The organism is Sphingomonas abaci, assembly GCF_014199625.1.
In the GTDB taxonomy this organism is placed as follows: domain Bacteria; phylum Pseudomonadota; class Alphaproteobacteria; order Sphingomonadales; family Sphingomonadaceae; genus Sphingomonas; species Sphingomonas abaci.
This window is the reverse complement of the sequence record NZ_JACHNY010000003.1, coordinates 467,791-491,040: the sequence shown is the minus strand read 5'-3', so window position 1 is coordinate 491,040 and position 23,250 is coordinate 467,791. Positions and strand designations below refer to the sequence as shown.

Annotated in this window: 27 protein-coding genes, 1 tRNA gene and 1 riboswitch; of the genes, 14 read left to right on the top strand and 14 right to left on the bottom strand. The window is 68.6% G+C overall.

All coding sequences use genetic code 11. The annotated features are described in order from the left end of the window. Positions 1 to 92: 92 nt before the first annotated feature. The 3 genes from GGQ96_RS09980 to epsC form a co-directional block, all read right to left on the bottom strand. Positions 93 to 647, bottom strand: a complete 555-nt coding sequence (locus tag GGQ96_RS09980) for a TetR/AcrR family transcriptional regulator (RefSeq protein WP_281392636.1) — start codon at positions 645 to 647, stop codon at positions 93 to 95. Between the two features lie 123 nt (positions 648 to 770). Further along, complete coding sequence (locus GGQ96_RS09975) at positions 771 to 1,109, bottom strand: DUF2794 domain-containing protein (RefSeq protein ID WP_184114138.1); 339 nt, start codon at positions 1,107 to 1,109, stop codon at positions 771 to 773. Then, positions 1,109 to 1,795, bottom strand: coding sequence for a serine O-acetyltransferase EpsC (gene epsC / locus GGQ96_RS09970; protein WP_184114136.1), 687 nt, complete (start codon positions 1,793 to 1,795; stop codon positions 1,109 to 1,111). Before epsC ends, GGQ96_RS09975 begins: the two co-directional genes overlap by 1 nt. Positions 1,796 to 1,967: 172 nt before the next feature. Between epsC and GGQ96_RS09965 the strand changes: the two genes are divergently transcribed. The 4 genes from GGQ96_RS09965 to GGQ96_RS09950 all read left to right on the top strand — a co-directional run bounded on the left by GGQ96_RS09965 (position 1,968) and on the right by GGQ96_RS09950 (position 4,966). After that, entirely contained in the window at positions 1,968 to 2,735 is a 768-nt protein-coding gene (locus GGQ96_RS09965; RefSeq protein ID WP_184114134.1) for a sulfite exporter TauE/SafE family protein, read from the top strand. A gap of 14 nt (positions 2,736 to 2,749) precedes the next feature. After that, on the top strand, positions 2,750 to 3,652 hold the full coding sequence (locus GGQ96_RS09960; RefSeq protein ID WP_184114132.1) for a hydrogen peroxide-inducible genes activator: 903 nt from the start codon (positions 2,750 to 2,752) through the stop codon (positions 3,650 to 3,652). Then, positions 3,652 to 4,221, top strand: coding sequence for a fasciclin domain-containing protein (locus GGQ96_RS09955; protein ID WP_184114130.1), 570 nt, complete (start codon positions 3,652 to 3,654; stop codon positions 4,219 to 4,221). Before GGQ96_RS09960 ends, GGQ96_RS09955 begins: the two co-directional genes overlap by 1 nt. Before the next feature lie 100 nt (positions 4,222 to 4,321). Next, positions 4,322 to 4,966 carry a fasciclin domain-containing protein gene (locus tag GGQ96_RS09950; protein WP_184114128.1) on the top strand — a complete coding sequence of 215 codons (645 nt, stop codon included), beginning with the start codon at positions 4,322 to 4,324 and terminating at the stop codon, positions 4,964 to 4,966. A 46-nt stretch (positions 4,967 to 5,012) separates the two neighbouring features. Here GGQ96_RS09950 and GGQ96_RS09945 read toward each other — a convergent pair whose 3' ends face one another. Genes GGQ96_RS09945 through pgsA form a run of 3 tightly spaced genes read right to left on the bottom strand, consistent with a single transcriptional unit; the run spans position 5,013 to position 6,252 of the window. Then, a complete protein-coding gene (locus GGQ96_RS09945; protein WP_184114126.1) occupies positions 5,013 to 5,453 on the bottom strand; it encodes a molybdenum cofactor biosynthesis protein MoaE in 441 nt (146 codons plus the stop codon). Beyond that, on the bottom strand, positions 5,450 to 5,701 hold the full coding sequence (moaD, locus tag GGQ96_RS09940; protein WP_184114124.1) for a molybdopterin converting factor subunit 1: 252 nt from the start codon (positions 5,699 to 5,701) through the stop codon (positions 5,450 to 5,452). The genes GGQ96_RS09945 and moaD overlap by 4 nt, the downstream gene beginning before the upstream one ends. Next, a complete protein-coding gene (gene pgsA, locus GGQ96_RS09935) occupies positions 5,701 to 6,252 on the bottom strand; it encodes a CDP-diacylglycerol--glycerol-3-phosphate 3-phosphatidyltransferase (RefSeq protein ID WP_184114122.1) in 552 nt (183 codons plus the stop codon). Before pgsA ends, moaD begins: the two co-directional genes overlap by 1 nt. A gap of 145 nt (positions 6,253 to 6,397) precedes the next feature. On the opposite strand from pgsA, the gene GGQ96_RS09930 reads away from it, so the two are divergent. Beyond that, positions 6,398 to 7,687 (top strand): MFS transporter, encoded by a 1,290-nt coding sequence (locus GGQ96_RS09930; RefSeq protein WP_184114120.1) that lies wholly within the window; start codon positions 6,398 to 6,400, stop codon positions 7,685 to 7,687. A gap of 37 nt (positions 7,688 to 7,724) precedes the next feature. On the opposite strand, the gene GGQ96_RS09925 is transcribed toward GGQ96_RS09930, so the two are convergent. Next, a complete protein-coding gene (locus GGQ96_RS09925) occupies positions 7,725 to 7,892 on the bottom strand; it encodes a hypothetical protein (protein WP_184114118.1) in 168 nt (55 codons plus the stop codon). A gap of 317 nt (positions 7,893 to 8,209) precedes the next feature. Here GGQ96_RS09925 and GGQ96_RS09920 point away from each other — a divergent pair, with 317 nt between their 5' ends. The 3 genes from GGQ96_RS09920 to GGQ96_RS21660 all read left to right on the top strand — a co-directional run bounded on the left by GGQ96_RS09920 (position 8,210) and on the right by GGQ96_RS21660 (position 10,197). Further along, a complete protein-coding gene (locus GGQ96_RS09920; protein WP_184114116.1) occupies positions 8,210 to 8,860 on the top strand; it encodes an Npun_F0296 family exosortase-dependent surface protein in 651 nt (216 codons plus the stop codon). Positions 8,861 to 8,939: 79 nt separating this feature from the next. Continuing rightward, positions 8,940 to 10,013, top strand: a complete 1,074-nt coding sequence (locus tag GGQ96_RS09915; RefSeq protein ID WP_184114114.1) for a PA0069 family radical SAM protein — start codon at positions 8,940 to 8,942, stop codon at positions 10,011 to 10,013. 58 nt (positions 10,014 to 10,071) lie between these two features. Next, positions 10,072 to 10,197, top strand: a complete 126-nt coding sequence (locus GGQ96_RS21660) for a hypothetical protein (RefSeq protein WP_281392635.1) — start codon at positions 10,072 to 10,074, stop codon at positions 10,195 to 10,197. Positions 10,198 to 10,276: 79 nt separating this feature from the next. Here GGQ96_RS21660 and GGQ96_RS09910 read toward each other — a convergent pair whose 3' ends face one another. The 3 genes from GGQ96_RS09910 to uvsE all read right to left on the bottom strand — a co-directional run bounded on the left by GGQ96_RS09910 (position 10,277) and on the right by uvsE (position 12,806). After that, positions 10,277 to 10,681: a hypothetical protein gene (locus GGQ96_RS09910; RefSeq protein ID WP_184114113.1), complete on the bottom strand. Its 405-nt coding sequence runs from the start codon at positions 10,679 to 10,681 to the stop codon at positions 10,277 to 10,279. A gap of 317 nt (positions 10,682 to 10,998) precedes the next feature. Further along, positions 10,999 to 11,610 (bottom strand): TetR/AcrR family transcriptional regulator, encoded by a 612-nt coding sequence (locus tag GGQ96_RS09905; RefSeq protein WP_184114111.1) that lies wholly within the window; start codon positions 11,608 to 11,610, stop codon positions 10,999 to 11,001. Positions 11,611 to 11,657: 47 nt separating this feature from the next. Continuing rightward, the gene (gene uvsE, locus GGQ96_RS09900; RefSeq protein WP_184114109.1) at positions 11,658 to 12,806 is read right to left on the bottom strand and encodes a UV DNA damage repair endonuclease UvsE; all 1,149 of its coding nucleotides are present in this window, start codon (positions 12,804 to 12,806) and stop codon (positions 11,658 to 11,660) included. Positions 12,807 to 13,197: 391 nt separating this feature from the next. On the opposite strand from uvsE, the gene GGQ96_RS09895 reads away from it, so the two are divergent. Next, positions 13,198 to 13,782: a PEP-CTERM sorting domain-containing protein gene (locus tag GGQ96_RS09895; RefSeq protein WP_184114107.1), complete on the top strand. Its 585-nt coding sequence runs from the start codon at positions 13,198 to 13,200 to the stop codon at positions 13,780 to 13,782. 170 nt (positions 13,783 to 13,952) lie between these two features. Continuing rightward, positions 13,953 to 15,086: an aldose epimerase family protein gene (locus GGQ96_RS09890; RefSeq protein WP_184114105.1), complete on the top strand. Its 1,134-nt coding sequence runs from the start codon at positions 13,953 to 13,955 to the stop codon at positions 15,084 to 15,086. 34 nt (positions 15,087 to 15,120) lie between these two features. Here the strand turns inward: GGQ96_RS09890 and GGQ96_RS09885 are convergent, their stop codons facing one another. After that, positions 15,121 to 15,885, bottom strand: coding sequence for a FadR/GntR family transcriptional regulator (locus GGQ96_RS09885; protein WP_184114103.1), 765 nt, complete (start codon positions 15,883 to 15,885; stop codon positions 15,121 to 15,123). Positions 15,886 to 16,183: 298 nt separating this feature from the next. Next, on the bottom strand, positions 16,184 to 17,044 hold the full coding sequence (locus GGQ96_RS09880; RefSeq protein ID WP_184114101.1) for a type 1 glutamine amidotransferase: 861 nt from the start codon (positions 17,042 to 17,044) through the stop codon (positions 16,184 to 16,186). Positions 17,045 to 17,206: 162 nt separating this feature from the next. Between GGQ96_RS09880 and GGQ96_RS09875 the strand changes: the two genes are divergently transcribed. Continuing rightward, positions 17,207 to 18,244, top strand: a complete 1,038-nt coding sequence (locus GGQ96_RS09875; RefSeq protein WP_184114099.1) for an oxidoreductase — start codon at positions 17,207 to 17,209, stop codon at positions 18,242 to 18,244. Here GGQ96_RS09875 and GGQ96_RS09870 read toward each other — a convergent pair. Further along, positions 18,234 to 20,663, bottom strand: coding sequence for a DUF3772 domain-containing protein (locus GGQ96_RS09870; protein WP_343058990.1), 2,430 nt, complete (start codon positions 20,661 to 20,663; stop codon positions 18,234 to 18,236). The two genes, GGQ96_RS09875 and GGQ96_RS09870, sit on opposite strands and share 11 nt — an antisense overlap. Before the next feature lie 173 nt (positions 20,664 to 20,836). Further along, positions 20,837 to 20,945, top strand: a riboswitch (SAM-I-IV-variant riboswitch). A 55-nt stretch (positions 20,946 to 21,000) separates the two neighbouring features. On the opposite strand from GGQ96_RS09870, the gene GGQ96_RS09865 reads away from it, so the two are divergent. Beyond that, the gene (locus GGQ96_RS09865; RefSeq protein WP_343058989.1) at positions 21,001 to 22,080 is read left to right on the top strand and encodes a threonine aldolase family protein; all 1,080 of its coding nucleotides are present in this window, start codon (positions 21,001 to 21,003) and stop codon (positions 22,078 to 22,080) included. Positions 22,081 to 22,214: 134 nt separating this feature from the next. Here the strand turns inward: GGQ96_RS09865 and GGQ96_RS09860 are convergent. After that, positions 22,215 to 22,304, bottom strand: a tRNA-Ser gene (locus GGQ96_RS09860). A gap of 125 nt (positions 22,305 to 22,429) precedes the next feature. On the opposite strand from GGQ96_RS09860, the gene hspQ reads away from it, so the two are divergent. After that, positions 22,430 to 22,807: a heat shock protein HspQ gene (gene hspQ / locus GGQ96_RS09855; protein ID WP_184114096.1), complete on the top strand. Its 378-nt coding sequence runs from the start codon at positions 22,430 to 22,432 to the stop codon at positions 22,805 to 22,807. 135 nt (positions 22,808 to 22,942) lie between these two features. Beyond that, the gene (rplU, locus tag GGQ96_RS09850; protein ID WP_125995714.1) at positions 22,943 to 23,239 is read left to right on the top strand and encodes a 50S ribosomal protein L21; all 297 of its coding nucleotides are present in this window, start codon (positions 22,943 to 22,945) and stop codon (positions 23,237 to 23,239) included. Positions 23,240 to 23,250 lie beyond the last annotated feature (11 nt).

Here is a 23,250-nt window from a genome sequence, read left to right as displayed (position 1 = left end):
CCATCGGCCACATCCTCGACCTGTACTCGCCACAGGAGTGTGCCAACTACTTCGCCAAAGCCGGATACGATGCAGACTGATCGGAAAACGCTCTAGCTCACCGGACGCGGCAACAGCCCATGGTCGAGCAGCGCCAGCAACTCCGCCAGCACCGCCTGCTTCTCCTCGGGCGATTGATGTTTGAGGAGGATGTTGCTGATCATGCGGACGACCAGCACCACCTGTCGCGCCCCGATCGCCGGATCGAGCCGCCCCGTCGCATGCGCGCGGTCGACGATCGGTTGCAGCATCTCCGCCATCCGTTCGGCCAGCGCCTCGAAGTGACGGCGGTTCCCGGGATCGAGCGGCAGGTCGAGCGCCAGCCGGTGGAACAGCGCCGTGGTCGCCGCCCCGTCCAGCGCGATGGTGGCGATCGCCTGGTCCAGCGATCCCGTCGGGTCGAGCCGCTCGCCGATCCGCCGCAGCTCGCGCTCGAACACCGCCAGCACCAGCGCCATCCGGTCCTTGAAGTTGCGGTAGAGCGTACCCCGCCCCACTCCGGCCGCCGCCGCGACATCCTCCAGCGCGATGCCATAGCCCGACTGACGGAAGCAGATCATTGCGGCATCCAGGAGGGCGTCGCGGCGAACTTGGGCGTCGCGCCTCATGATCGGCGCTCGGATCGGCACATGAGGCGCTTCTACATCGGCACTCATCGCATTCAAACCATTCAGCTTTTTATCCGGTGACGGCTGCCGGCGCGCGCCGCCCTTCGCCGGGCGGGCCATCGGTCAATCGCCGTCCACCAGCTTCATCAGCCGGCGCTCCACCGGCGCCAGCACCGGGCCAAGCTCGTGCCCGCGCTTCAGCACCGCACCCGCTTCGCCGATCAGCGCCCACATGCCCTGGCGGTTGCGCAGGGCCGGCCGCTTCTCGATCCGCACCTCGGGCCGCTCGGCGGTGCGGCGAAAGGCGGAGAAGACCGCCGCGTCGCGCCCCAGCTCCAGCGCATAATCGCGCCAATGGCCCGCCGCGACCATCCGACCGTACAGGTCCAGGATGCGGGTCAACTCGGCCCGTTCGAATCCGACCTGGCCGGCGCCGGTCAGCGGGAAGGGTACGACCCCCATCAGGCCCGATCGCGCTCGTCCCCGCCCTGCTGGTCGGCGAGCAAGGCGTCGAGGCGGCGGCGGAGCTGCTCGACCTCGCAGCGGAGCAGTTCGGTGCGCTGCGTCACCGGGTCGAACGTCTCGGAGCACGGCGTGCCATAGGGAACGAAGCGCGGCGCTTGTTGTCCGCCCTCGACCATCGTCGGGCGCGCCGGGATACCGACCATCACCGCGCCCTCCGGCACGTCGCGCGTCACCACCGCATTGGCGCCGACCCGCGAGCGGGGCCCGAGCGTGATCGGGCCCAGCACCTGCGCGCCCGATCCGATGATCGCACCGTTCATCACGGTCGGGTGTCGCTTGCCGGCGACGCCATTGTCCGGGCTGGTGCCGCCCAGCGTCACGCATTGGTAGATGGTCACGTCGTCGCCGATCTCCGCGGTTTCGCCGATGACGACAAATCCGTGGTCGATGAAGAAGTTGCGTCCGATCTTCGCGCCGGGATGGATGTCGATCGCGGTCCAGGCCCGGGTCCAGTGGTTGACGATCCGGGCAAGCAGGAAGAAGCGCGCCTTGTACAGCCGATGCGCGATCCGGTGGCCGGCCAGCGCCCAGACGCCCGGATAGGTCAGGATCTCCAGCCGGCTATGCGGCGCGGGATCGCGCGCCCGGATCGAATCGATATAGGATGCCAGACGATTTGGCATGATAATCCCCTTGTCGCCGCGACCGGCGCATCAACCCCGTTCGAACGCATGATCTAGGCGGTGGGAACCATGATTACCAGCAGCCGCACCGCCACGGGAACGGTCGTCTAAAGTCTATCTACCTTGTGGATATTCGCGGGGCGCGGCAGGTTGGGGAGGCGAAAGGATCTTCATGCCCGACCTAGCGACGTTCGACTTTACCCAGATCTGGCCTTTCATCCTGATCGGTTTCGCCGCCCAGGTCGTCGATGGCGCGCTCGGCATGGCGTTCGGGGTGATCTCCAATACCGCGCTGCTCTGGATCGGCGTGCCGCCCGCCGCCGCCTCGGCCGGCGTGCATACGGTCGAGACCTTCACCACCGCCGTCTCCGGGATCAGCCATGTCCTGCATCGCAACGTCAATTGGCGGCTGTTCCTGCGGCTGATGATCCCGGGCGTGATCGGCGGGGTGCTGGGCGCCTATGTCCTGTCGAACATCTCGGCGGCCACCGCCAAGCCGTTCATCCTCGCCTATCTGTCGGGGATCGGCGTCTATCTGCTGTTCCGGGCGCTGCGCCACCCGCCCCAGGCCAAGGAGCCGAAGATCGTCGAGCCGCTGGGTCTGGCCGGCGGCTTCCTGGACGCGGCGGGCGGTGGCGGCTGGGGACCGGTGGTGACCTCCAACCTGCTGGTCCAGGGCGCCATGCCGCGCACCACGATCGGCACCGTCAACACCGCCGAATTCTTCCTGACCGCGACCATCTCCGCGACCTTCATCGCGCAGCTCGGCTGGGCGGCGGTGACGGTGGCGACGCTGGGCCTGCTGATCGGGGGCGTCGCGGCCGCCCCGTTCGGGGCGATGCTGGCCAAGAAGGTGCCGGCGCGCACGCTGCTGATCATGGTCGGCGTGATATTGATCGTCACCAGCCTGTTCGGACTGTGGCGCGCGCTCGCCGGGTGAGATAGGCCGCATCCATGGCCGCAACCTATCTGCCGACGCTCAAGCAGCTCCAATATCTGGTGGCATTGCACGACCATGGCCATTTCGGCCGGGCGGCGGACGCCTGTTTCGTCACGCAGTCCACCCTGTCCGCGGGGTTGCGCGACCTCGAATCGCTGATCGGCGTGACCCTGGTCGAACGGACGCGCCGCGTCGTCCGGTTCACGCCGATGGGGGAGCGATTCGTCGAAAAGGCGCGGCGCGTGCTGCGCGAGGCGGAAGAGCTGGGTGACCTGGCCCGCGCCGCCGGCCGGCCGCTGACCGGCGAGATGCGGATGAGCGTGATCCCGACCATCGCGCCCTTCATCCTGCCGCGCATGCTGCCGCGCCTGCGCCAGGATTATCCGGAGCTGAAGCTGTTCCTGCGCGAGGAGCCGAGCGCGGCGGCCTGCGACGGCCTGCACAATGGCCGAACCGACTGCGTGCTGCTCGCCCTGCCCTATGCTTGTGGCGAGGTGGCGAGCGCACCCCTGTTCGACGACCGGCTGTTCGTCGCCTTCCAGCAATCGGGCACCGAACCGCCGCCCGCCGTCTACCCGGCGGCCGATATCGACGAGACGCGCCTGCTGATGCTGGAGGACGGGCACTGCCTGAAGGACCATGCGCTGGCCGCCTGCAACCGCCCGGAACTGCGCGCCGAGGCAACGATGATGGGCACCTCGCTCCATACCGTGGTGCAGATGGTCGACAACGGGCTGGGGCTGACGATCCTGCCCGAGATGGCGATCCAGGCGGGCATATTGGAGCATACCAGCATCGTCGCCCGGCCGCTCGCCGCCGACCATGCGGTGCGCCGGATCGCGCTGGTGTGGCGACGCGCCTCGCCGCGCGAACCCGACTTCCGGCTGATGGCCGACGTGCTGGCGGCCACCTTCTGATGCGTCCCGCCGCCCCTGCCGCTGCCCTATCGCTGGCGCTGGCGATGGCCGGCTGCGTCGCTCCGACTGCGTCGCCGGTCGCCGCGACCGCCCTGCCGGCCGCACCCGAGCGAAGGTCGCTGGCGCAGGAGGTCGCCGCCACGCCGACGCTGCTTCATTTCGCGGCGGGCATCCGCGCGAGCGGTACGCCCCGCCTCGCCGCGGCGCAGGCGGTGACGGTGATCGCGATGACCGACGAGGCCTATGGCCGGCTCGCGCCCGACGTGCCGGAGTCGCTGCTCGCCCCGGACAATCACGCGCTGCTGGTGCGGCTGGTCGACTATCACCTGGTCGAGGGGGCGATCGACCGGGCGGAGCTGCGCCGCCGCGTGACGGCCGGCGGCGGCACCGCCGAACTAGCGACTCTGGCGGGCGAGCCGGTGGTGGTGACGCTGACGGGCGACGTGCCGGTGCTGACCAATGCCGATGGCGACCACGCCTTCGTGACCGGCGAGGTCGTCCGGCCGAACGGCGTGCTGCTGCTCACCAACGGCTTTCTGGCCCCCCGGCTGCCGGCGTCCCTGCCCTGATCGCGCAGCCCGTCCCGGCGACGGCGCGGATCGTCGCTTGGGAACCATAAGGCGGCTCAGGCGGTGATAGGATATATTTTCCACAGCGCCGGAGAAGAGAATGCGATATCCGACCTTGCTTGCACTGACCGTGGCCACGGCGTCCGCGCTGCCCGCCCAGGCACAGCAGGCGGCCCCCGCCCAGCCGACTACAGCGCCGACGACGGCCCCGACCGCCGCCGCACCGGCCGCCGCACCGGCCGCCGCACCGGCCGCCGCGCCGGGCCAGGCTGCGCCGGCCGCGCCGGCCGCGACGACGACGATCGCCGCCGCGCTGCCGACGCTGGCCAACCACAGCGCACTGCTCCGCCTGGTGCGCGCGGCGAAGCTGGAGTCGCTGCTATCCGGCCCCGGCCCCTATACGCTGCTCGCCCCGACCGATGAGGCGTTCGGCCGCCTGCCGCCGGGCACGATGGACGCCTTCCTGGCGCCCGCCAACGTCGCAAGCCTGACGACGATCCTGAAGAACCACATCATCAACGGCGCGATGACCGTCGACCAGATCAAGGCGGCGATCACCGCCGGCGGCGGCCGTGCGACGCTGACCACGCTGTCCGGCCAGCCGATCACCGCGACGCTGGAGAATGGCAACGTGCTGCTGACCGATGCGGTCAACAACAAGAGCTATATCGACACGCCCGACCTGCGCGAGTCGAACGGCGTCATCCATGTGACCAACGGCATCAGCCTGCCCAAGCTTGGCTGATCGCCCCGGCCGCACCGGTTTTCCGCCGGTGCGGCCACGGCATCCGCTAGATCGACCAGCGCGCGGCCGCCGCCTCGTCGCCTTGTCGCGCCTCGACCCAGGTCGCGACGCCAGCGCGCACCTCGCGCTTCCAGAAGGGCGCGTCGGTCTTCAACCGATCGATCAGATAGGCGCAGGCGTCCAGGGCCGCCGCGCGATGCGCCGCCGCCGCCGCCACGAACACGATCCGTTCACCGGCGCGCATCGGCCCGACCCTGTGGACGACGGTCGCCGCGTGCAGGCCCCATCGCCCCATTGCCTGTTCGGCAAGGGCGTGCAGCGCCGCCTGGGTGGCGCCGGGATAATGTTCCAGTTCCAGCGTCTCGACGCCGTCGTCGGCGCGGACCAGACCGGTGAAGGTCGCGACCGCCCCGGCCTCACCAGCCTCCGCGAGCGCCATCTCGGCTGCCACGTCGATCGGTGCGGGCTCGACCCGGATGCGGATCATCCGCCCGTCACCGGCGGGAAGATCGCCACCTCGCGCGCGCCGGCCACGGACGCGTCGAGCGGCAAGAACTGCTGGTCCACCGCCGCGCGCAGCCGCGCCCGGTCGGCAAAGGCGGCGCGATGCGCGTCGCTGTCCGCCGCCAGCCAGTCGAGCAGGTCGGCGACGGTGGCGACATGATCGGGCGGCGTGACCTGCTGGTGGCCAAGCCCCACCGTCTCGCGCACCCAGGCGAAATAGAGCAGCTCCATCAGTCCATATGCCTCAGGCCGACCCGCAGATAGTCATAGCCGGTGATCGCGGTCAGCACCGCCGCGCCCCACAGGCTGGCCAGGCCGACGCCGTGGATCCACGGCGCCGACGGGACCGCCCCGCCCAGGATCAGCGCGCCGAGCGCGACCAGTTGCAGCGTCGTCTTCCACTTGGCGAGCTTCGACACCGGCATCGAAACATGGAGCGGCGCCAGGAACTCGCGCAGGCCCGACACGGCGATCTCGCGCAGCAGGATGACCAGCGCGGCGATCATGTGCAGCCCGGCGATGTCGTGCGTGCCGACCAGCATCAGGATCACCGCCGCGACCATGATCTTGTCCGCGATGGGATCAAGGAAGATGCCCAGCCGCGACACCGCGCCATTGGCGCGCGCCAGATAGCCATCGAAATAGTCGGTGATGCCCATCAGGCAGTAGAGCGCGAAGGCGATGGCATAGCCCAGCGGCCATTGCGGCCACCAGAGCAGCCCGACGAGCAGCGGCACCGCGACGATTCGCGACAGGGTCAACAGGTTGGGCAAACTCAACACCCGCTCTCCCTTATCGTGCGGGAACGCGATCGGAAACCGGAAAGCGGCGGCCTGCCGGGTGCCGGGCGGGGGTTAAAGGATTGGCGGAACGCGATCCGCTCGGCTAGACCGGCCGGACCAGCAACGGCCGGGACGCTTTGTCGACATGATCAATGCCATGGGGTTGCTGAAGCAGCGCCGCTTCCTCCCCCTGTTCACGACCCAGTTCCTCGGTGCCTTCAACGACAATCTGTTCAAGACGTCGATGGTGCTGTTCGCCACCTATGCGGTGTTCAACGACCCCGGCAAGGAGGCGAATTTCAACGCGCTGGCGACCGGCATCGCGATCCTGCCCTTCTTCCTGCTCTCCGCGTTGGCGGGCCAGCTCGCCGACAGCCACGACAAGGCGCGGATCATACGGATCGTGAAGACCGCCGAGATCGGCATCATGGCGATCGGCGCGGGCGGGCTGATGCTGGCCAAGGCCGGCTATACGCAGACTGGCATCGCTCTGATGCTGCTGGCGGTGCTGCTGCTCGGCACCCATTCGACATTCTTCGGGCCGATCAAATATGCGATCCTGCCCCAGCATCTGCCGCCGGGCGACGTGCTGGGCGGCACCGGCCTGGTCGAGGCGGGCACCTACATCGCCGTGCTGCTCGGCACCGTGGTGGCCGGCTGGATCTCGATCGACGGGGCGGCGGTGCTGGTGTTGGGGCTGGCGGCGCTCGGCTGGCTGATCGGCCGCCAGGTGCCCCCCGCGCCCCGGGTCGGCCCCCCCCTGGTCATCAACTACAATCCCCTGACCTCGTCCTGGCGGCTGATTACGGCGACGCTGCACATCCCGCGCCTGTTCCTGGCGATCTGCGCGATCAGCTTCTTCTGGACCATCGGCGCGGTGCTGATCATCATCTTCCCGCCGCTGGTCAAGAACGTGCTGACTGCCGACGAGCGGGTGGCGAGCGCGGCGATCGCGATCTTCTCGGTCGGGGTGGCGATCGGTTCGGTGGTCATCAACACCATGCTGAAGGGCCGGATTTCGGCGCGCTATTCGCCCGTGTCGGTGATCGGGATGGGCGTGTTCGTGGTGCTGTTCTCGCTGGTGGTGCGCCACTGGCCGGCGGCGCCGGCGGGCCATTATTACAGCCTGAGCGAATTCGCCGCGCAGCCGGGGGCGATCCTCGTGATGCTGGTGCTGCTGGCCATCGCGGTGACCGGCGGCATGTTCGTGGTGCCGCTCTACGCCTTCCTCACCACCACGGTGGAGAAGGACCAAACCGCGCGAACGGTGGCGGCGAACAATGTCGTCAATGCCGGCGCGATGACGCTGGGCTCGATCGCGGTGCTCGGCATCACCGCCATGGGCGTGACGCCGCAGAACATGCTGTTCCTGGTCGCCGGCATGTGCCTGGTCTCCGCATGGCTGGCGCAGAAGCTGCACCGGGCCTGCGACTGAACGGGCCTGCGACCGATCCGGCGCGGAGCCGCGCCCCTCAGAAGATGAAGCTGTAGAAGCAGGTGAAGAAGGCGACGAAGCTGAGCACGAACAGCTTCCAGTCGCGATCCTGGTCGTCGACCTCCGACATGACCGGCGGCGGCGGCAGCGACCGGCGGAAAGGGTGACGGGCCGATTCGGCGGTGAGGACGAGGCGACGTTTCATGGCCAGATGTTAACGCCTTCTTTACGATTACGCCCAGCCGCAAAGATGCTTAACACATGGCCGCCCCATATCGGGACGTTCGGCCGGCGTGGAGAAATACCGGGCCCCGGCCGACCGGGTCACTGCCATACCTCTATAAAGCCACTAGATAAGGTTTCAGGCGACCGGCCATCGCGACCGGGACGACCCCGTTCGATGCCCGGTGCACGCCGGGATCGATGGCGGTTTGCGTCCCTCCGCATCGCGCCGGCGACCCGCGACCATCGTCCGGGAGGATCGTGACGAGCGTTCTTGCGCCTTCATCCAAAGGATCACCCATGACCCGATTTGCCCGGCTGTCCCTGGCCGCCGTTCCGTTCCTCGCCCTCGCCACCCCGTCGCAGGCCGCGGTGACGCTCACCAGCACGCTTGGCAGCGCCGCCGGCTTCGCCGCGCCCGCCAGCGACCTCGCCATCAGCTTCGACACCGAACTGCCGGACGGCGTGACCCTGCTGCTGGACCGCGCCGGTATCCTGAGCGGCAACAGCGCCGACGGCGCAACGCCCGGCTATAGCGACGGCAGCGCCTATCTGTCGGTCCGCAAGGACGGCGTCGCCAGCCTGCTGACCGATACCGGCTATTCGTCGGTCAGCTTCTTCATCGGCTCGATCGACAGCTACAACAGCGTCGAGCTGATCGGCACCACGGGGGCGCTGCTCGCCAGCTACACCGGCAGTGAGTTCACCACCACCGCCAATGGCAATATGGAGCAGGCGAACACCAACCGCCGCGTCACCGTCACGGTCGACCCCAACGATCCGCTGATCGGCGGCATCCGCTTCAAGAGCGGCGGCAATTCGCTGGAGGTCGACAATATCGTGTTCAGCGTGCCCGAGCCGTCGGTCTGGATGCTGATGCTGCTCGGCTTCTCCATGGTCGCGGGTGCCACCCGCTATCGCCGCCGCTCGACCCAGCTCGTGTTCGGCTGATCGTCGACAGGGGGACCGCCCTTCTCGGAGGGAGTCCCATGTTCTTGATGTGTTCCCGGAATCCGGGCATGGTCTTGCCATGGCCAAGACTCGTCCGGTCCGCGGAGCGACTCACAACCGCGCAAGCGATCGCTTCAACCTGCCGGCGCGGGCGATCGATGACGACTGGCGCGACGTGCAGCCCGTGGTTGACGATCCGCCGCCGCCGCTGCGCACCAGCGTGACGATCGAGCGTCCGCGCACGATCATCAGCCGCAACGCCTCGCCCGACATCCCGTTCGACCGCTCGATCAATCCGTATCGCGGCTGCGAGCATGGCTGCATCTACTGCTTCGCCCGGCCCAGCCATGCCTTTCACGACCTGTCGCCCGGCCTGGATTTCGAAAGCCGGCTGTTCGCCAAGCCCGATGCCGCCGCGCTGCTGCGGGCGGAACTAAGCCGGCCCGGTTATGTCCCGAAACCGATGGCGCTCGGTACCAACACCGATCCCTATCAGCCAATCGAGCGCGACTGGCGGATCACCCGCGGCGTGCTGGAGGTGCTGGCGGAGACCGGCCATCCGGTGACGATCACCACCAAGTCGGACCGGGTGGTCCGCGACATCGACCTGCTCGCTCCGATGGCGGCCAAAGGATTGGCGGCGGTGTGCCTGTCGATCACCTCGCTCGACCCACGGCTCGCGGCGACGCTGGAGCCGCGCGCGCCGCATCCCGAGCGGCGGCTGGCGGCGGTGCGGCGCCTGGCCGAGGCCGGCATCCCCGTCTATGTCTCGATCGCGCCGGTCATTCCGGCGATCACCGACCATGAGGTCGAGGCGCTGGTCGCCCGTGCCGCCGAGGCGGGCGCGGCGCATGCCTTCTTCCTGGCCGTCCGACTGCCGCACGAGGTCGCGCCGCTGTTCCGGGCGTGGCTCGACGAACATTTCCCCGACCGCGCAAGCAAGGTGATGGCGATCATCCGGTCGCTGCGGAATGGTCGCGACAACGACCCGGACTTCCACAGCCGGATGAAGGGCAGCGGCCCCTGGGCGGACCTGCTCCGGACGCGCTTCCAGATCGCCTGCCGCAAGCATGGCCTGAACCGCGAACGGATCGGCCTACGCGGCGACCTGTTCCGCCCGCCTGCCGGGCCGCAGGGCGAGTTGTTCGGCTGATCGGGAGCGTGCGCGGCCACCACGCGTTGACCGCTCATCCCAGCCAAAGGAGCGGATCATGACCGACGAACAGCCGAAGGCCGATCACGAGAAGGACCAGGACCAGCCGGTCGAAGCGCCCGAGGAAGAATCAGGTGCAGGTTATGGCAACAATGCGGGCCCGCAGGGCGAGCAGAAGGACTGACGCCGGGCGGCAGGCGGCGCCTTGGCCTTGGCGGCCGGCATCGCCTGATGCCGCAACCAGTCGAGCAGCGCGAGCGGGATCATGCGCGCAGCCGCTCCTGCTGCGGCTCGCGGCGGGTGACACCGATGCTGTCGACGATCAGTTCATACTGCGCCGGCGTGAAACCCGCCGCCACGAAGTCCCGCACCGCATGCGACGGCACGGTATAGCCATGATGCCAGCTTAGCACGGCGATCCGGCGCAGCGCCTCCAGACGCGGATCGGCGAGACGCGGGTTGGGTCGCTCGCCGAACAGCGCGCCCATCGCCATCGAGATGCGGCCGGGCGTGCGCAGCGACGACATGCGGTCGCCCCGCGCCAGCGCCACCACCGACCATTCGAGCGCGCTGAGGCTGGCGGCCGCGGCGCGCGGCGCGGTCGGGATCGCGGCGACGGGTTCGCCGAGACCAGCGGCGCCGACTTCGGAAAAAGCGAGATAGGCCATGTTCGTCTCCCTGGTTCGGGCCTGGACATGACGGGGCCTTCACCCCTGGCGCCGGGCCATGGCTGTCATTCGGTACGCGGCGGCAAGGGTAGGCCCGCGACGCCAGCGGCGCGCGCACCATCACCTGCCATGATCATTCTGGAGAAGCCGATCGCCAGACGGCGGTCGACACGCTCACTTGCGGTCGGTGCGTCGTCCCGTTTGTTCGGGAGCACCTTCCATACCGCATGGTATAGAAGATCGAATCACGGGCGTCAACGACTTTGTGTACCGAACGGTATTTTAGCGTTCGGTATGACGAATCGCTGCGTTCGCCATCACTTGCTCGGCCAGCATTGCAGGCTGATCGCGATCACCCGATCCAGTTCGGCCCGGGTCGCGCCAGACCCGGCCTGCACCGCCATGCCCTGCAACACGGCATAGAGATACTGGACCAGGCCATCGATATCGGCGTCCGGGGTCAGGTCGCCCTCGCGCTTGGCCCGCTCCAGCCGCTCGACCAGCGCCGCCTGCGACGATGCGCGCCGGGCGATGACATCGGTCTTGATCGACTCGGCCTCGCTGCCGCAGGCGGTCATGTGGATCACGCCCATACAGCCCTTGGGATCGCACTGGCTGGTCTGCATCTCGACCGCGCCGCGCAGCAGATGCTCGACCACGCCGCGCGCGCTGGGCTGGTCCAGCGCGGTGCGCATATAGTCGAGCTTCTCCGCCTCATAGAGGTCCAAGGCCTTGTGGAACAAAGCTTCCTTATTGCCGAACGCGGCGTAGAGGCTGGGCTTGGTGATGCCCATCGCCTCGGTCAGCTCGGTGAGCGAGGCGCCTTCATAGCCCTTGCTCCAGAAGACGCGAAGCGCTGCGGCCAGCGCCTGTTCCGTGCAGAACTCGCGCGGCCGGCCCTTAGGCGCGGTGCAGACGGCTTTTTCCATAACGACCGGTATATAAAACTTTGCGCCCCCAAAGCAAGGTGGCGGGATCAGCCCACCCCCTCATCCACATCGGCGTCCTGCTCGACATCGGCATTTTCTTCGACCAGCGCCTCGTCCTCGGCCAGCGCCGCCGCATCGTCCGCCGACAGACCGAACCGCACCGCTACATCGGGCGCATAGCGCACCAGGTCGCCGCGCAGGCGCAACAGGCTTAGGTCCTTGGCCTTGCCCTCCAGCATCACGTCGAAATCCAGCCCCTCGGCCGTCCGCATGAAGGTGGCGAATTCGAACGGGTTGGTGAAGTCGGCATGCCCCGTCCACACCGGGGGGCGCAGCACCGTGCGGACACGGGCATTGGGCTTGACCGGCGCCTTGAGCAGCGCCTTGCCGCCGATCTTCTTGCCCGCCTTGGCGGCCTCGCGCTCCTTGGGGGAGATCGCCTGCTTCACCTCGCGCATTTCGGTGCGGGGGGAGGAGAAATGGATCTTCGGCCGCACCCCTGCCGGCCAACTCGCCAGGAAGCGCGCCAGCGTGTCGCGCAAGGCGAGTCGCTCGGGGTTCAGGCACCAGAAATGCTGATAGTCGAAGATGCAGCGCACCCCCGTTCGCTCATGGATCCACAGCACGTCGGCGGCGGAGAAGCGCAGATCGTCATTCTCCAGCACCAGCCGGGCCCGAACATGGTCGGGGCATTGCTCCCAGCCCTTGATCCAGCGGGCGCGGCTCGCCTCGCGGTCGTCATAGACCCCGCCGACATGGGTCACGACCACCGCCTCCGCATCCAGCCCCATCCGGTCGAGCATCTCCGACTGGCTGGCGAGATCGCGGATGCTGCGCGTCGTCAGCCCGGCATCGGGGGCGTTGAGCAGGATATATTGCGACGGGTGGAAGGACAGGCGAATGTCGAGCGCCCGCGCCTTGGCGCCGAAGGCGCGCAGTTCCGCATCGCTTTCCGCCACCATGTCATGAAACTGCGGCATGTCCGGGTGGGTGGCATAGGGTGCGATGTCCGACGACAGCCGGTACATGTCGAGCCGCTCCGCCGCGAGATAGTCGAGCACCGGGTCGAGCAGTTCGAGCGAGCATTTCAGATGCGGGTTCTTCTGCCAGCGCCGCGTGTCCTGCGTCTTCAGATCGGGGCGGCCCATCACCTTGACCGGGAAGCCGAGGCGCAAGGGGCGGTTGGGGTCGGTCATCACGGCTCCGGCCAAACAGTTGGAATGTGGCGGAACGCGACAAACGCGCCTCAGGGTCCGGAGTTCGCCGGACCTTGGCGATCGCGCCGATGCATGCTCCGGCGGACGCAGACCTGTGCCCCCCCCTCATAACCATCCCGCCCGTTGCTGTGATGGCGACGTCAGGTCGACAAAGTCGCCCTCCAGTCACGCCTCCGACTCCATGGCTGAAGATCATGATTGACGACCGGTAATAAACGTTACCGCCTTCTCCGTTTCCAAAGCTGCGCACGTTAACCAACCATCGTTCCAGCCCGGCACTCCGTTAACGCTAGGCGATTGTTGAAGCGTCGCCGCAACACGCGCAATTACGCTTCAACAGCGCAGCACTGCGCCCACGGGGACCTCCATCATGACGACGATCCGCAACTTCTTGGCCGCCGCCGCCCTGACCGCCGCCGTTGCTGCCGCACCCGCCAACGCCGCCACCAACGTCACCGGCGCGATCCGCTTCGGCGCGAACAGCAACAATTACTTCGACAATAGCCGGGGCTATGTGCCCAGCGGCTATGCCAATGCGACAGGCAGTTCGGTCGAGGCGCGCTATGGCAATGCGTTCGGCTTCGCGGATGCGGCGAACACCAACACCGCCACCTTCTTCAACAACGCGCTCACCATCACGGACGTGTCGCTGCTGGGCGCGTCGAGCTTCGTGATGACCTTCACCGCCGACACTGCTGGCTTCTTCGACCATGCCGTCATCTCCTACGACACGTTCGGCGGCTCGCTGTCGGTGGTCGGCGACACACTGACCTATTTCGCGCCCGCCGCCGCGGTTAAGGGCACGCGCATGGTGACGATAATGTTCCAGGGCATTTCGGCGGTGCCAGAGGCTGGCACCTGGGTCCTGATGCTGACCGGCTTCGGCGCGATCGCGGTGGCGATGCGGCGCCAGCGTCGCGCGGCGCAGCCGCGGGTCCGGGTCGCCTTCGCCTGATCCTTCCGCCCGTCTCCAGCAGGATGCGCGCCGCCGGTCCGCTCGGATCGGCGGCTTTGTCCGTCGACGACGCTATTTGTCCAACCAATAGCTTGGCCAGCGCCCTGCCACCCGATATGGATCGCCGGAGACCGGCGCTCCGCAGGCGAGCGTGTCCGCAGGAGAGAGAGATGAAGAGATTGGCCCTTGCCGCATGTGCCGCCGCGATGATGACCGCCCCCGCCGCCTATGCCGCCGACGCCAAGCGGTCGAGCTTCGGCGCGATGCCCGACGGGCGCGACGTGCCGGCGGTGACGCTGACCAACGCCAAAGGCGTCAGTGCGCGGGTCATCGCCTACGGCGCGGCGCTCCAGTCGCTGTTGATGCCCGATCGCCAGGGCCGGGTCGCCGACGTCCAGCTCGGCCACAATACGGTGGCCGAATATATCGCCAACCCGAACTTCTTCGGCGCCACCGTCGGCCGCTTCGCCAACCGCATCGCGGCCGGCCGCTACACGCTGGACGGCAAGAGCTATAGCGCGCCGCTGAACGACGGCCCCAACACGCTGCATGGCGGCCCGCAGGGCTTCGACAAGGCGGTCTGGACGGTCACCTCCGTCAAGAGCGGCCCGACCGCCTCGGTGACGATGCGCCACGTCAGCCGCGACGGCGAAATGGGCTATCCCGGCACGCTGACCGTCGACGCCACCTATTCGCTCGACGAGCAGAACAACCTGACGATTGAATACCGCGCCACCACGGACAAGCCGACGATCGTCAACATCACCAACCATGCCTATTGGAACCTGGCCGGCGAGGGATCGCCGGCCGGCGCGATGGGCCATGTGCTGACCATCCCGGCCGACACCTTCCTGCCGACCGACAAGACCGCGATCCCGACCGGCACCTTCCAGCCGGTGGCGGGCACGCCGTTCGACTTCCACACGCCGCATCCGGTGGCCGACCGGGTCCGTGACGCGCGCAGCGAACAGATCGTGTTCGGCAAGGGTTACGACCATAATTGGGTGGTGGGCCGCAGCGTCACCCCGGACCAGCATCTGATGGCGCGGGTCAGCGATCCCGTGTCGGGCCGCGGCTTCGAATTGTGGTCGAACCAGCCGGGCGTGCAATTCTACTCGGGCAATTTCCTGACAGGCACGATCGCGGGCAAGTCCGGCAACCTCTATCGCCAGGGCGACGCGGTGGTGTTCGAGCCGCAGATCTTTCCCGATACGCCGAACCACCCCGATTTCGGGTCGGCGCGCCTCGCCCCGGGCCAGACCTATCGCAACATCATGACCTATCGCCTGACCACCGGCGGCTGATCCGCCCCGGGGCGGCGGGGGGGGTGCCGGGCGGTCAGTCGCCGCCCGGTGCCCCCTGCCCTGCGACCGGCGCATCGGGCCCGCCGTCGATCAGCGTCAGCACGTCCTGGATCAAGCGGCGCATCGCCGCCCGTGCCGCCACCCCATCGCCTGCCGCAATCGCCTCCGCCACCGCCTGATGGTCGGCGATATTGGCGGTGCGGCCCTTGATCCGGTTGGTGAAGCGGATCGAGGTGCGCAGCGCCGTCGCGACCACGTCGCGGAACTGCGCATAGAAGGGATTCTTGGACGCGCGCAGGATCGCGACGTGGAAGGCGATGTCGGCGTCGAGCGGATCATCCTCCCCTGCCTCCGCCGCGCGCATCCGCTCCAGCCCGGCGGCGATGTCGCGATGATCGCCGGGTCCGGCGAACCCCGCCGCCAGCGCCGCCGCCTCCGGTTCGATCGCGACGCGCAACTGGTTGAAATGGACCAACAGCTCGATCGAGAACTTACGCTCAAGCAGCCAGCGCAGCACATCGGTGTCGAACAGGTTCCAGTTGCCCGAGGGCTGAATCACCGTGCCCTGGCGCGGCCGGGCGCTGAGCAGCCCCTTGGCGGTCAGCATCTTCACCGCCTCCCGCGTCACCGACCGGCTGACGCCATGCTGGCGCGCCAGTTCGGCCTCGGTCGGGAAGGGACGCTGATCGTAATGGCCGGTCACGATCGCGCGGCCGAGATTGTCGAGCATCCCATAGGTCAGGTTCCGGCCGAGCGGCGCACGGTCCAGCAACGGAAGATCGGTCGTCAGTGATGCCATGGCCCCTCTCGCCCACCTGTTCTTCGCCGATCGTACACAAAATGACGACGCGCCAGAAGGGTAAGTCGTATAAAAGAACCAGAGTTTCGGGCGCGGGGTACTCATCGAGCGGGCAGTGAAGAACAACAGGGTCCTGCCGCGAAAGATCGGCCGGGCGACAGCTGACGCTGGCGACGATCGACTTTTCCATCATCCCTCCTCTGCGAGGCGATGGGGTGGGCCGCAGGGTTTCCTGGCAGCGAACGCCATCGGCCAGCCTGCTCCGCGTCGCGCGCCCGCCGCAAATCGTCTTATGCCCTCACGCTCCCGTCCGCTGCGCGTGGCGCGCCGCGACCAGGGTGTCGAGGAAGTTGCGCAGCTCGCGCCGCCGACAGGCGATGTCGGCGAATTCGGCATCGACGCCCAATTCCCAACGCAGCGCCGGCGAATCGGGATCGTCCTGCAAGGCCGCAAGCAGGTCCGCCTGCCGCGCCACCGCCGCCTTGTCGGTCGCCAGCCCTTGTTCGACCAGATCGCCCGCCTGACGCCGCAACGCGCTGGCGATTTCCTCGGGCGACAGTTCGGGATGATATTGCACGCCCCAGAAGATGCCGCCGTCGTGCCGGATCTCGGCCGCCTGCACCGCGCTGACGCCATTGCCGGCGAGCAGCAGCCCGCCCTGGGGCAGGCTCTCCACCTCGTCGCCATGGATGGCGGGCGCGTCCCAGCTGGCGGGGCGGCCGGCAAGCAGCGGATGGCCGCGCCCCGCCGCGGTCGGCGCGATGCGGCGCGCGATGCCGGCCTCCAGTCGCTCCGGGATCGCCCGCACCTGGCCCCCGGCCGCCGCAACCGCGACCTGCAGGCCCGCGCACGAGCCGAAGGCCGGCACACCCGAAGCGAACACCGCGCGCATGAACGCGATCTGCCGCCGCACCGGCGGGCTGTCCTCATAGACATGGAGCGGCGAGCCGGTCAGGAACACGCCGTCATATTCCGCGATGCGATCCGGCGGGTAGACGGGCGAGCCGTCGTCGGCGGGCGCGATCCGGTCGGCGACGATATCCGGCTCCATCTGTTCGAGCGTGGCGATGTAGCTTTCGCCGGAACTGCGCCCCGCGCGTTCGCGGCGCGCCGCACGGTCTTCGGGGGTTTCGCTTTCGGCGACCAGGACTCTGTACAAGGGCGGGGCTTTCAACGGGGCGGATGCGGAAGACAACGAAGCGGCGGGCCTGGACTATCCCTTCCGCTTGACCTCGGTCAGCGCGAATCGGCCGGAGCGATGGGCGGCGACGCCCAGATGTGCCAGAAGCCATCCGATCGTGCCCCCATATCAGGACCTTCGATGACCCAGATCCCGATCGCCACCGGCCTGATCGGCTTCGGCCTGGCGGGCAGCGCCTTTCACGCGCCGCTGATCGCCGCGACGCCGGGGCTGCGCCTCGCCGGGATCGCCAGTTCCAGGCCGGAGACGGTCGCCGCCGCCTGGCCGGACGCGCGGATCTTCGCCGATCCGGCCGCGCTGATCGCCGACCCCGCCATCGCGCTGGTGGTGATCGCGACCCCCAACACCAGCCACGCGACCCTCGCCCGGTCCGCGCTGGCGGCGGGCAAGCATGTCGTGATCGACAAGCCGTTCGTCGCCGATGCCGCCGACGGCCCGGCCCTGATCGCGGCGGCGGAAGCGGCCGGCCGGGTGCTCAGCGTCTTCCACAATCGCCGCTGGGACAGCGACTTCCGGACGGTGAGCGCGTTGGTCCAGGGCGGCGCCCTGGGCGACGTGGTCCGCTGCGAGATGCATTGGGACCGGTTCCGGCCCGCGATCAAGCAGGGCTGGCGCGAGGAACCGGGTGTCGCAAGCGGCCTGCTCGCCGATCTCGGCCCGCATCTGGTCGACCAGGCGCTGGTGCTGTTCGGCCTGCCAGAGCGGGTGTGCGCGGATGTGGTCGCGCAGCGGCCGGACGCGCAGGTCGACGACGCTTTCACACTCACCTTCCATTATGGCGTGCGCCGGGTCACGCTCGCCGCCTCGACGCTGACGCTGGCCCCCCGCCCGCGCTTCGCGCTGCACGGCACGCATGGCCATTTCGCCATCCACGGGCTCGATCCGCAGGAGGCGGTGCTGCGCGCGGGCGGGCGGATCGACGATCCCGGCTTCGGCGTGCAGGAGCCAAGCCTCGATGGCGTGCTGACCCTGGCGGACGGTCATCGCCGCACGGTGCCGAGCGAGCGCGGCGACTGGCGGCTCTATTATGCCGGCATGGCCGCCGCGATCCGCGACGGCGCGCCGCCGCCGGTCGCCGCCGATGACGCGCTGGCAGGCCTGCGCCTGATCGATGCCGCCCGCGCCAGCGCACGGGAGGGGCGGACGGTCAGGCTTTGACGTCCCGCCCCTCGCCGGGCGCCGCCGCCGGCAACAGCTGGAGCGGCTGCGGCACCGTGCCGACGTCGATCCCCTCCTCGGCAAAGCGTTGCAGCACCGCGAGCAGCACGGCGCTGCGCGCGCCATAAGCGGCGCGCGGCCCGGCGGTATGGGCGAAGCAGTTGAACAGGATGCGGCCGTCGACGATGCTGTCGACGAACGCCTTGGGCTCCGGATCGTCCAGCACCGTCGGCTCGGCGGCGAAGGCATCGAGCACGATCGCCTGCACGCGCGACGGATCGAGGTTGAGCGGCACCGAGAATTGGACCTGCACGCGGCCCAGCGGATTGTTCAGCGTCTTGTTGAGCACCGACTTGGTGATGAGTTCGGAATTGGGCACGATCAGCGTCGAATGATCGCCCAGCTCGATCTCGGTCGAGCGGACGCTGATCCGCTTCACATCGCCTTCGTCGGCGCCGATCCGCACCAGGTCGCCGATCTTGACCGGCCGTTCCGCCAGCAGGATCAGGCCCGACACGAAATTCTGGGTGATCGCCTGCAGGCCGAAGCCGATGCCGACCGACAGGGCGGAGAGCAGCAGCGCGATCCGCTCCATGCCGATGCCGAGCGACGCCAGCCCCCACAACACCGCCAGGATGATCGTCAGATAGCGCGCGACCATCGCGAAGGAGTTGCGCGCGCTCAGGTCCAGCTCGGTGGTCGGCAGGTAGCGCTCGTTCAGCCAGCGCATGAACAATCGCGCCAGCGCCAGCCCGACGCACAGCACGATCGCGGCGCGGATGATCGCCCAGGGCGAAATGCTGACATCGCCGATGGTGATGCCGTTGGCGACCGTCGCGAAGCGGTCGAAGGTCGAGCCCACGTCCGACCCGAACGGGGTGAGCAGCATCACCACCGCGACGATCGCCAGGCCCAGCCGCAGCGCGCCCGACAGCAGCACGCCGAACTGGTCGATCGCGCTCGCCCGGATGCCGATGCCGCGCGCCAGCAGCTGCCCGGTGCGGCTGCCGGCGGCGAAGACGGTGGTCACCACATCGTCGACGAAGACCAGCAGCAGGTAGAAGGTGGCGACGACGATCGCCAGCCATTCGATCGCGATCCGGGTCAGGAACAGGCTGAAATTGGTGTAGCCGATCAACAGCGCGGCGGTGCCGGCCAGCGTCACCAGCCAGGCCACCAGCGTGACCCCGCCGACCCAGGCGCGCCCCGCTCCGACGCTGGCGGGGCTGTCGGTTGCCGGCGCCTGCGCGGCGGCGGCATCGGCGGCTTCGTCGGCATGAGCGCGCAGCCGGCCGAGCGTCAGCAGGATGCCGCCGATCACGGCCAGCCGGATCGCCGCCAGGCCCGCATTCACCGCCGCGTCCAGCGCGCCGCCGACATGCAGCAGCTCGTTGACGGCGGGCAGCAGGATATCGATCGCAGTGAGGACCGCCAGCACCCAGGCCCAAGGCAGCAGCGCCACCGCGACCCGGTCGCCAATCGGCAGCAGCCGCCATGATCCCTGGCTGCGCATCAGCAGCGCCGCCGCCAGCGCGCCGACGAAATTGCCCATGCCGACCGCGAAGACGAAGATCGACAGCACCGGCTCGGCCGTTTCGCCCGCCAGCCCCGACCAGCGCAGGCCCTGCACCAGCATCACCGCCGCCAGCGTCGGCAGCGCGGTGCCCGTGACCACGCGCCACATCGCATAGCTCGACCGGCGGACCCGGTGTCCGGGCGCGGAGCCGATCGCATAGCGACGCCCCGCATCGCGCAGCGCGAGCCGCGCCGGCCAGGCCAGCGCCACCGCCACGACCAGCCCCAGCACCGCCAGCCAGGCCCGGCCGCCCCGCGCCCCCGCCCCGATGTCGCGCATCACCCGCCCGGCATAGCGGCTCGCCCGCGCCATATCCTGCGGCAACGCCTGGGCGAGGTCGGTCCAGAAGGTCGGGGTCAGCGGCGATGCGTTGCGCTTCGCCCAGTTGCGCCCGAGTTCAGCGGCCTGGGCGGCGGTGATGCTGTCGGCGAGCTGCTGCGCCTCGACCGACATCAGATTGCCGCGCTTGATCGCCGAGTCGATCGTCGCGCGGCGCTGCGCCAGCAGCTTGCGCTGCGTGACGATATCGGGCGCGTCTACGATGCCGGGCGTGGTCGGGCCGACCTCGGCGATCTTGGCATCGACCAGCGCCATTTGCGCCTGGAGCGTCGCGCCGGTATCCGCCGCCACCGCACGCGCCGCCGCCAGCCGGTCGATCAGGTCGCCCCGCGCCTCACGGCCGCGCGCATCCCCCGCCGCGGCCTCGACCGCGCGGACATCGGCCGAGGCCTGGGCCAGCTTCGTCACCGCCGCGCGCACCGGATCATCGGCCTGCGCGACCGCGCCGCTGGCGGCGAGGACGGTCAGCAGCACTGCCGCGAACAGCGCCAGCGGCCGGAACACATGGCGGGCCGCGGAAGACGCCGCGAATGATGGGGACAGGCAGGACACGATACACTCCGCACCGACAGGCGATGACGCCGGGCCTTACCCGCTTGCCCGGCGCAGTGCGACCCTGGCGGCGATTTTGCCCGTATGCCGGACTTGACGCTTCGACTTTCACCCGGTAGCCGACTAACCAGCATCAAGAGTCGGACCGAACGTCCGGCACCAACCTGCGCCCGCGCAAGGTGGTACCCCTGGCCACAGGGGGATGTGGCCGATCCGGCAACCAGCGGGTTTCCAGCCACATCGCCGTTCCTCCGATGCCGGATGCCGTCAACTCTTACGGAAACGGCCTGTGACGAGCTATCAACCGCAACAATTCGCCAGCGACAACTATGCCGGAGCGTGCCCGGAAGCATGGGACGCGATGCTCGCCGCCAATGGCGGCTCCGCCACCGCTTATGGCGAGGACAGTTGGACGGGGCAGGCCGCCGACTGCTTCCGCACCCTGTTCGACAAGGATTGCGAGGTCTTCTTCGTCTTCAACGGCACCGCTGCCAATTCACTGGCGCTCGCCTCGCTCTGCCAGTCCTATCACAGCGTGATCTGTTCCTCGGCGGCGCATGTCGAGACCGACGAATGCGGCGCGCCCGAATTCTTCTCCAACGGCTCCAAGCTGCTGCTCGCCCCCTCCCCCGACGGCAAGCTGACGCCCCAGGCGATCCGCGAGCTGGCGACCAGCCGGTCCGACATCCATTTTCCCAAGCCCCGGGTGGTGACCATCACCCAGCCGACCGAGACGGGCCAGGTCTATAGCGTCGCGGAAGTGACGGCGATCGCCGCCCTGTGCCGCGAACTGGGACTCCGGCTGCACATGGATGGGGCGCGCTTCGCCCATGCCTGCGCCACGTTGGACTGCACCCCGGCGGAAATCAGCTGGCAGGCCGGTGTCGACGTGCTGTGCTTCGGCGGCACCAAGAACGGCATGGCCGTCGGCGAGGCGGTGATCTTCTTCGACCGGGCGCTGGCGGCGGATTTCGGCTATCGCTGCAAGCAGGCCGGGCAGCTCGCCTCCAAGATGCGCTTCCTGTCGGCGCCCTGGGTCGCCCTGCTGGAGAGCGGCGCGTGGCTGCGCAACGCCCGGCACGGCAATGCCTGCGCCCAGCGGCTCGCCGCGCAGGTGGCGGATCTGCCCGAAATCCGGCTGCTGTTCCCGGTCCAGGCCAATGGCGTGTTCCTGACCGCCCCGGCCCCCGTTCTCGACGAACTGCGCCGCCGCGGCTGGCGCTTCTACACCTTCATCGGCGGGGGGGCGCGGTTCATGTTCGCCTGGGACGCGCGGATCGAACGGGTCGACGAACTCGCCGCCGACCTGCGCGACGCGTGCCGTCTCTGCCGGGCTGTCCCGATCGATACGGCCGCCGCGCTATCGTGACCGAGCGTCCGCCGGGCGGGTTGCCCCCATTCGCCCGGCCGATGGCGCAGGTCGATGCCCGACTCCATGATGTCAGAACGATTGATGTCCCGCCGCTTCACGGCGATCACCCAGCGGCTGGCGCTAGGGAAAAATGGCGGAGAGGGTGGGATTCGAACCCACGGTACCCGTGAAGGCACGCCGCATTTCGAGTGCGGTACATTCGACCACTCTGCCACCTCTCCGCGGTGCCGGCACCCTCCGAAGGAAGGGACCGTCTGGTCAGGCGGCGGCCTCTAGCGAAAGCGATCCGGCGTTGCAAGCGCCAGAATGCTTGTTGGCGACGCTTTCTCGCATTACCTTGGGCGGCATGCGTCAAACAGACCGTCTTCCCGCCTCCGCCGACCTGCCGGCCGCGCCCGCGATCGCCCATGCGCGCTTCGCGATCGGCGATGTCGTGCGCCATCGCATGTTCGATTTCCGGGGCGTGGTGTTCGATGTCGACCCGGTCTTCTCCAACACCGACGAATGGTATGATTCGATCCCCGAGGGGATACGCCCGGATCGCGACCAGCCCTTCTACCATCTGCTCGCCGAGAATATGGAGCAGAGCTATGTCGCCTATGTCAGCCAGCAGAACCTGATGGCGGACGACAGCGACGAACCGGTCGACCATCCCGCCATCGCCGGCCTGTTCAACGGCTATGCCGACGGCCGCTACCACCTGCGCCGCGAGCATCGCCACTGAGGCCGGGTGCCTCCTACGGGAGTCGTTTTCGGGTGAATCCCGGTTGACAATAGCGGGGTCTTTGCCTAGCTGGCCCCTCTTCCTCGTCGGGCATCGGTCCGGGCGAGGCTACGCATTTGGAAAGTGATGAGGGCCATGTTCGCAGTCGTGCGCACGGGCGGCAAGCAGTATCGCGTCGCCGCCGGAGACAAGATCGTCGTCGAGAAGATCGATGGCGAGGCCGGTTCGTCCGTGACGCTGGGCGATGTGCTTCTCGCCGGTGAGGGATCGGATCTGAAGTCGGTGGACGGTCTGACCGTCGCCGCGGAAATCGTGGCGCAGGCGAAGGCCGAGAAGGTCATCGTCTTCAAGAAGCGCCGCCGCCACAATTATCGCCGTCGCAACGGTCACCGCCAGAACCACACGATCCTCAAGATCGTGTCGGTTGGCTAAGCGACGCGCAC

What these genes read in the sequence shown, in the direction of transcription:
- GGQ96_RS09955 (WP_184114130.1), top strand. Translation starts at nt 3,652, where the DNA reads ATGCGTCCCGCCGCCCCTGCCGCTGCCCTATCGCTGGCGCTGGCGATG.
- GGQ96_RS09895 (WP_184114107.1), top strand. Translation starts at nt 13,198, where the DNA reads ATGACGACGATCCGCAACTTCTTGGCCGCCGCCGCCCTGACCGCCGCC.
- GGQ96_RS09910 (WP_184114113.1), bottom strand. Translation starts at nt 10,681, where the DNA reads ATGGCCTATCTCGCTTTTTCCGAAGTCGGCGCCGCTGGTCTCGGCGAA.
- hspQ (WP_184114096.1), top strand. Translation starts at nt 22,430, where the DNA reads ATGCGTCAAACAGACCGTCTTCCCGCCTCCGCCGACCTGCCGGCCGCG.
- rplU (WP_125995714.1), top strand. Translation starts at nt 22,943, where the DNA reads ATGTTCGCAGTCGTGCGCACGGGCGGCAAGCAGTATCGCGTCGCCGCC.
- GGQ96_RS09980 (WP_281392636.1), bottom strand. Translation starts at nt 647, where the DNA reads ATGAGGCGCGACGCCCAAGTTCGCCGCGACGCCCTCCTGGATGCCGCA.
- GGQ96_RS09960 (WP_184114132.1), top strand. Translation starts at nt 2,750, where the DNA reads ATGGCCGCAACCTATCTGCCGACGCTCAAGCAGCTCCAATATCTGGTG.
- GGQ96_RS21660 (WP_281392635.1), top strand. Translation starts at nt 10,072, where the DNA reads ATGACCGACGAACAGCCGAAGGCCGATCACGAGAAGGACCAGGACCAG.
- epsC (WP_184114136.1), bottom strand. Translation starts at nt 1,795, where the DNA reads ATGCCAAATCGTCTGGCATCCTATATCGATTCGATCCGGGCGCGCGAT.
- GGQ96_RS09965 (WP_184114134.1), top strand. Translation starts at nt 1,968, where the DNA reads ATGCCCGACCTAGCGACGTTCGACTTTACCCAGATCTGGCCTTTCATC.
- GGQ96_RS09930 (WP_184114120.1), top strand. Translation starts at nt 6,398, where the DNA reads ATGATCAATGCCATGGGGTTGCTGAAGCAGCGCCGCTTCCTCCCCCTG.
- GGQ96_RS09975 (WP_184114138.1), bottom strand. Translation starts at nt 1,109, where the DNA reads ATGGGGGTCGTACCCTTCCCGCTGACCGGCGCCGGCCAGGTCGGATTC.
- GGQ96_RS09945 (WP_184114126.1), bottom strand. Translation starts at nt 5,453, where the DNA reads ATGATCCGCATCCGGGTCGAGCCCGCACCGATCGACGTGGCAGCCGAG.
- uvsE (WP_184114109.1), bottom strand. Translation starts at nt 12,806, where the DNA reads ATGACCGACCCCAACCGCCCCTTGCGCCTCGGCTTCCCGGTCAAGGTG.
- GGQ96_RS09905 (WP_184114111.1), bottom strand. Translation starts at nt 11,610, where the DNA reads ATGGAAAAAGCCGTCTGCACCGCGCCTAAGGGCCGGCCGCGCGAGTTC.
- GGQ96_RS09920 (WP_184114116.1), top strand. Translation starts at nt 8,210, where the DNA reads ATGACCCGATTTGCCCGGCTGTCCCTGGCCGCCGTTCCGTTCCTCGCC.
- GGQ96_RS09950 (WP_184114128.1), top strand. Translation starts at nt 4,322, where the DNA reads ATGCGATATCCGACCTTGCTTGCACTGACCGTGGCCACGGCGTCCGCG.
- GGQ96_RS09925 (WP_184114118.1), bottom strand. Translation starts at nt 7,892, where the DNA reads ATGAAACGTCGCCTCGTCCTCACCGCCGAATCGGCCCGTCACCCTTTC.
- GGQ96_RS09875 (WP_184114099.1), top strand. Translation starts at nt 17,207, where the DNA reads ATGACCCAGATCCCGATCGCCACCGGCCTGATCGGCTTCGGCCTGGCG.
- GGQ96_RS09915 (WP_184114114.1), top strand. Translation starts at nt 8,940, where the DNA reads ATGGCCAAGACTCGTCCGGTCCGCGGAGCGACTCACAACCGCGCAAGC.
- GGQ96_RS09890 (WP_184114105.1), top strand. Translation starts at nt 13,953, where the DNA reads ATGAAGAGATTGGCCCTTGCCGCATGTGCCGCCGCGATGATGACCGCC.
- moaD (WP_184114124.1), bottom strand. Translation starts at nt 5,701, where the DNA reads ATGGAGCTGCTCTATTTCGCCTGGGTGCGCGAGACGGTGGGGCTTGGC.
- GGQ96_RS09885 (WP_184114103.1), bottom strand. Translation starts at nt 15,885, where the DNA reads ATGGCATCACTGACGACCGATCTTCCGTTGCTGGACCGTGCGCCGCTC.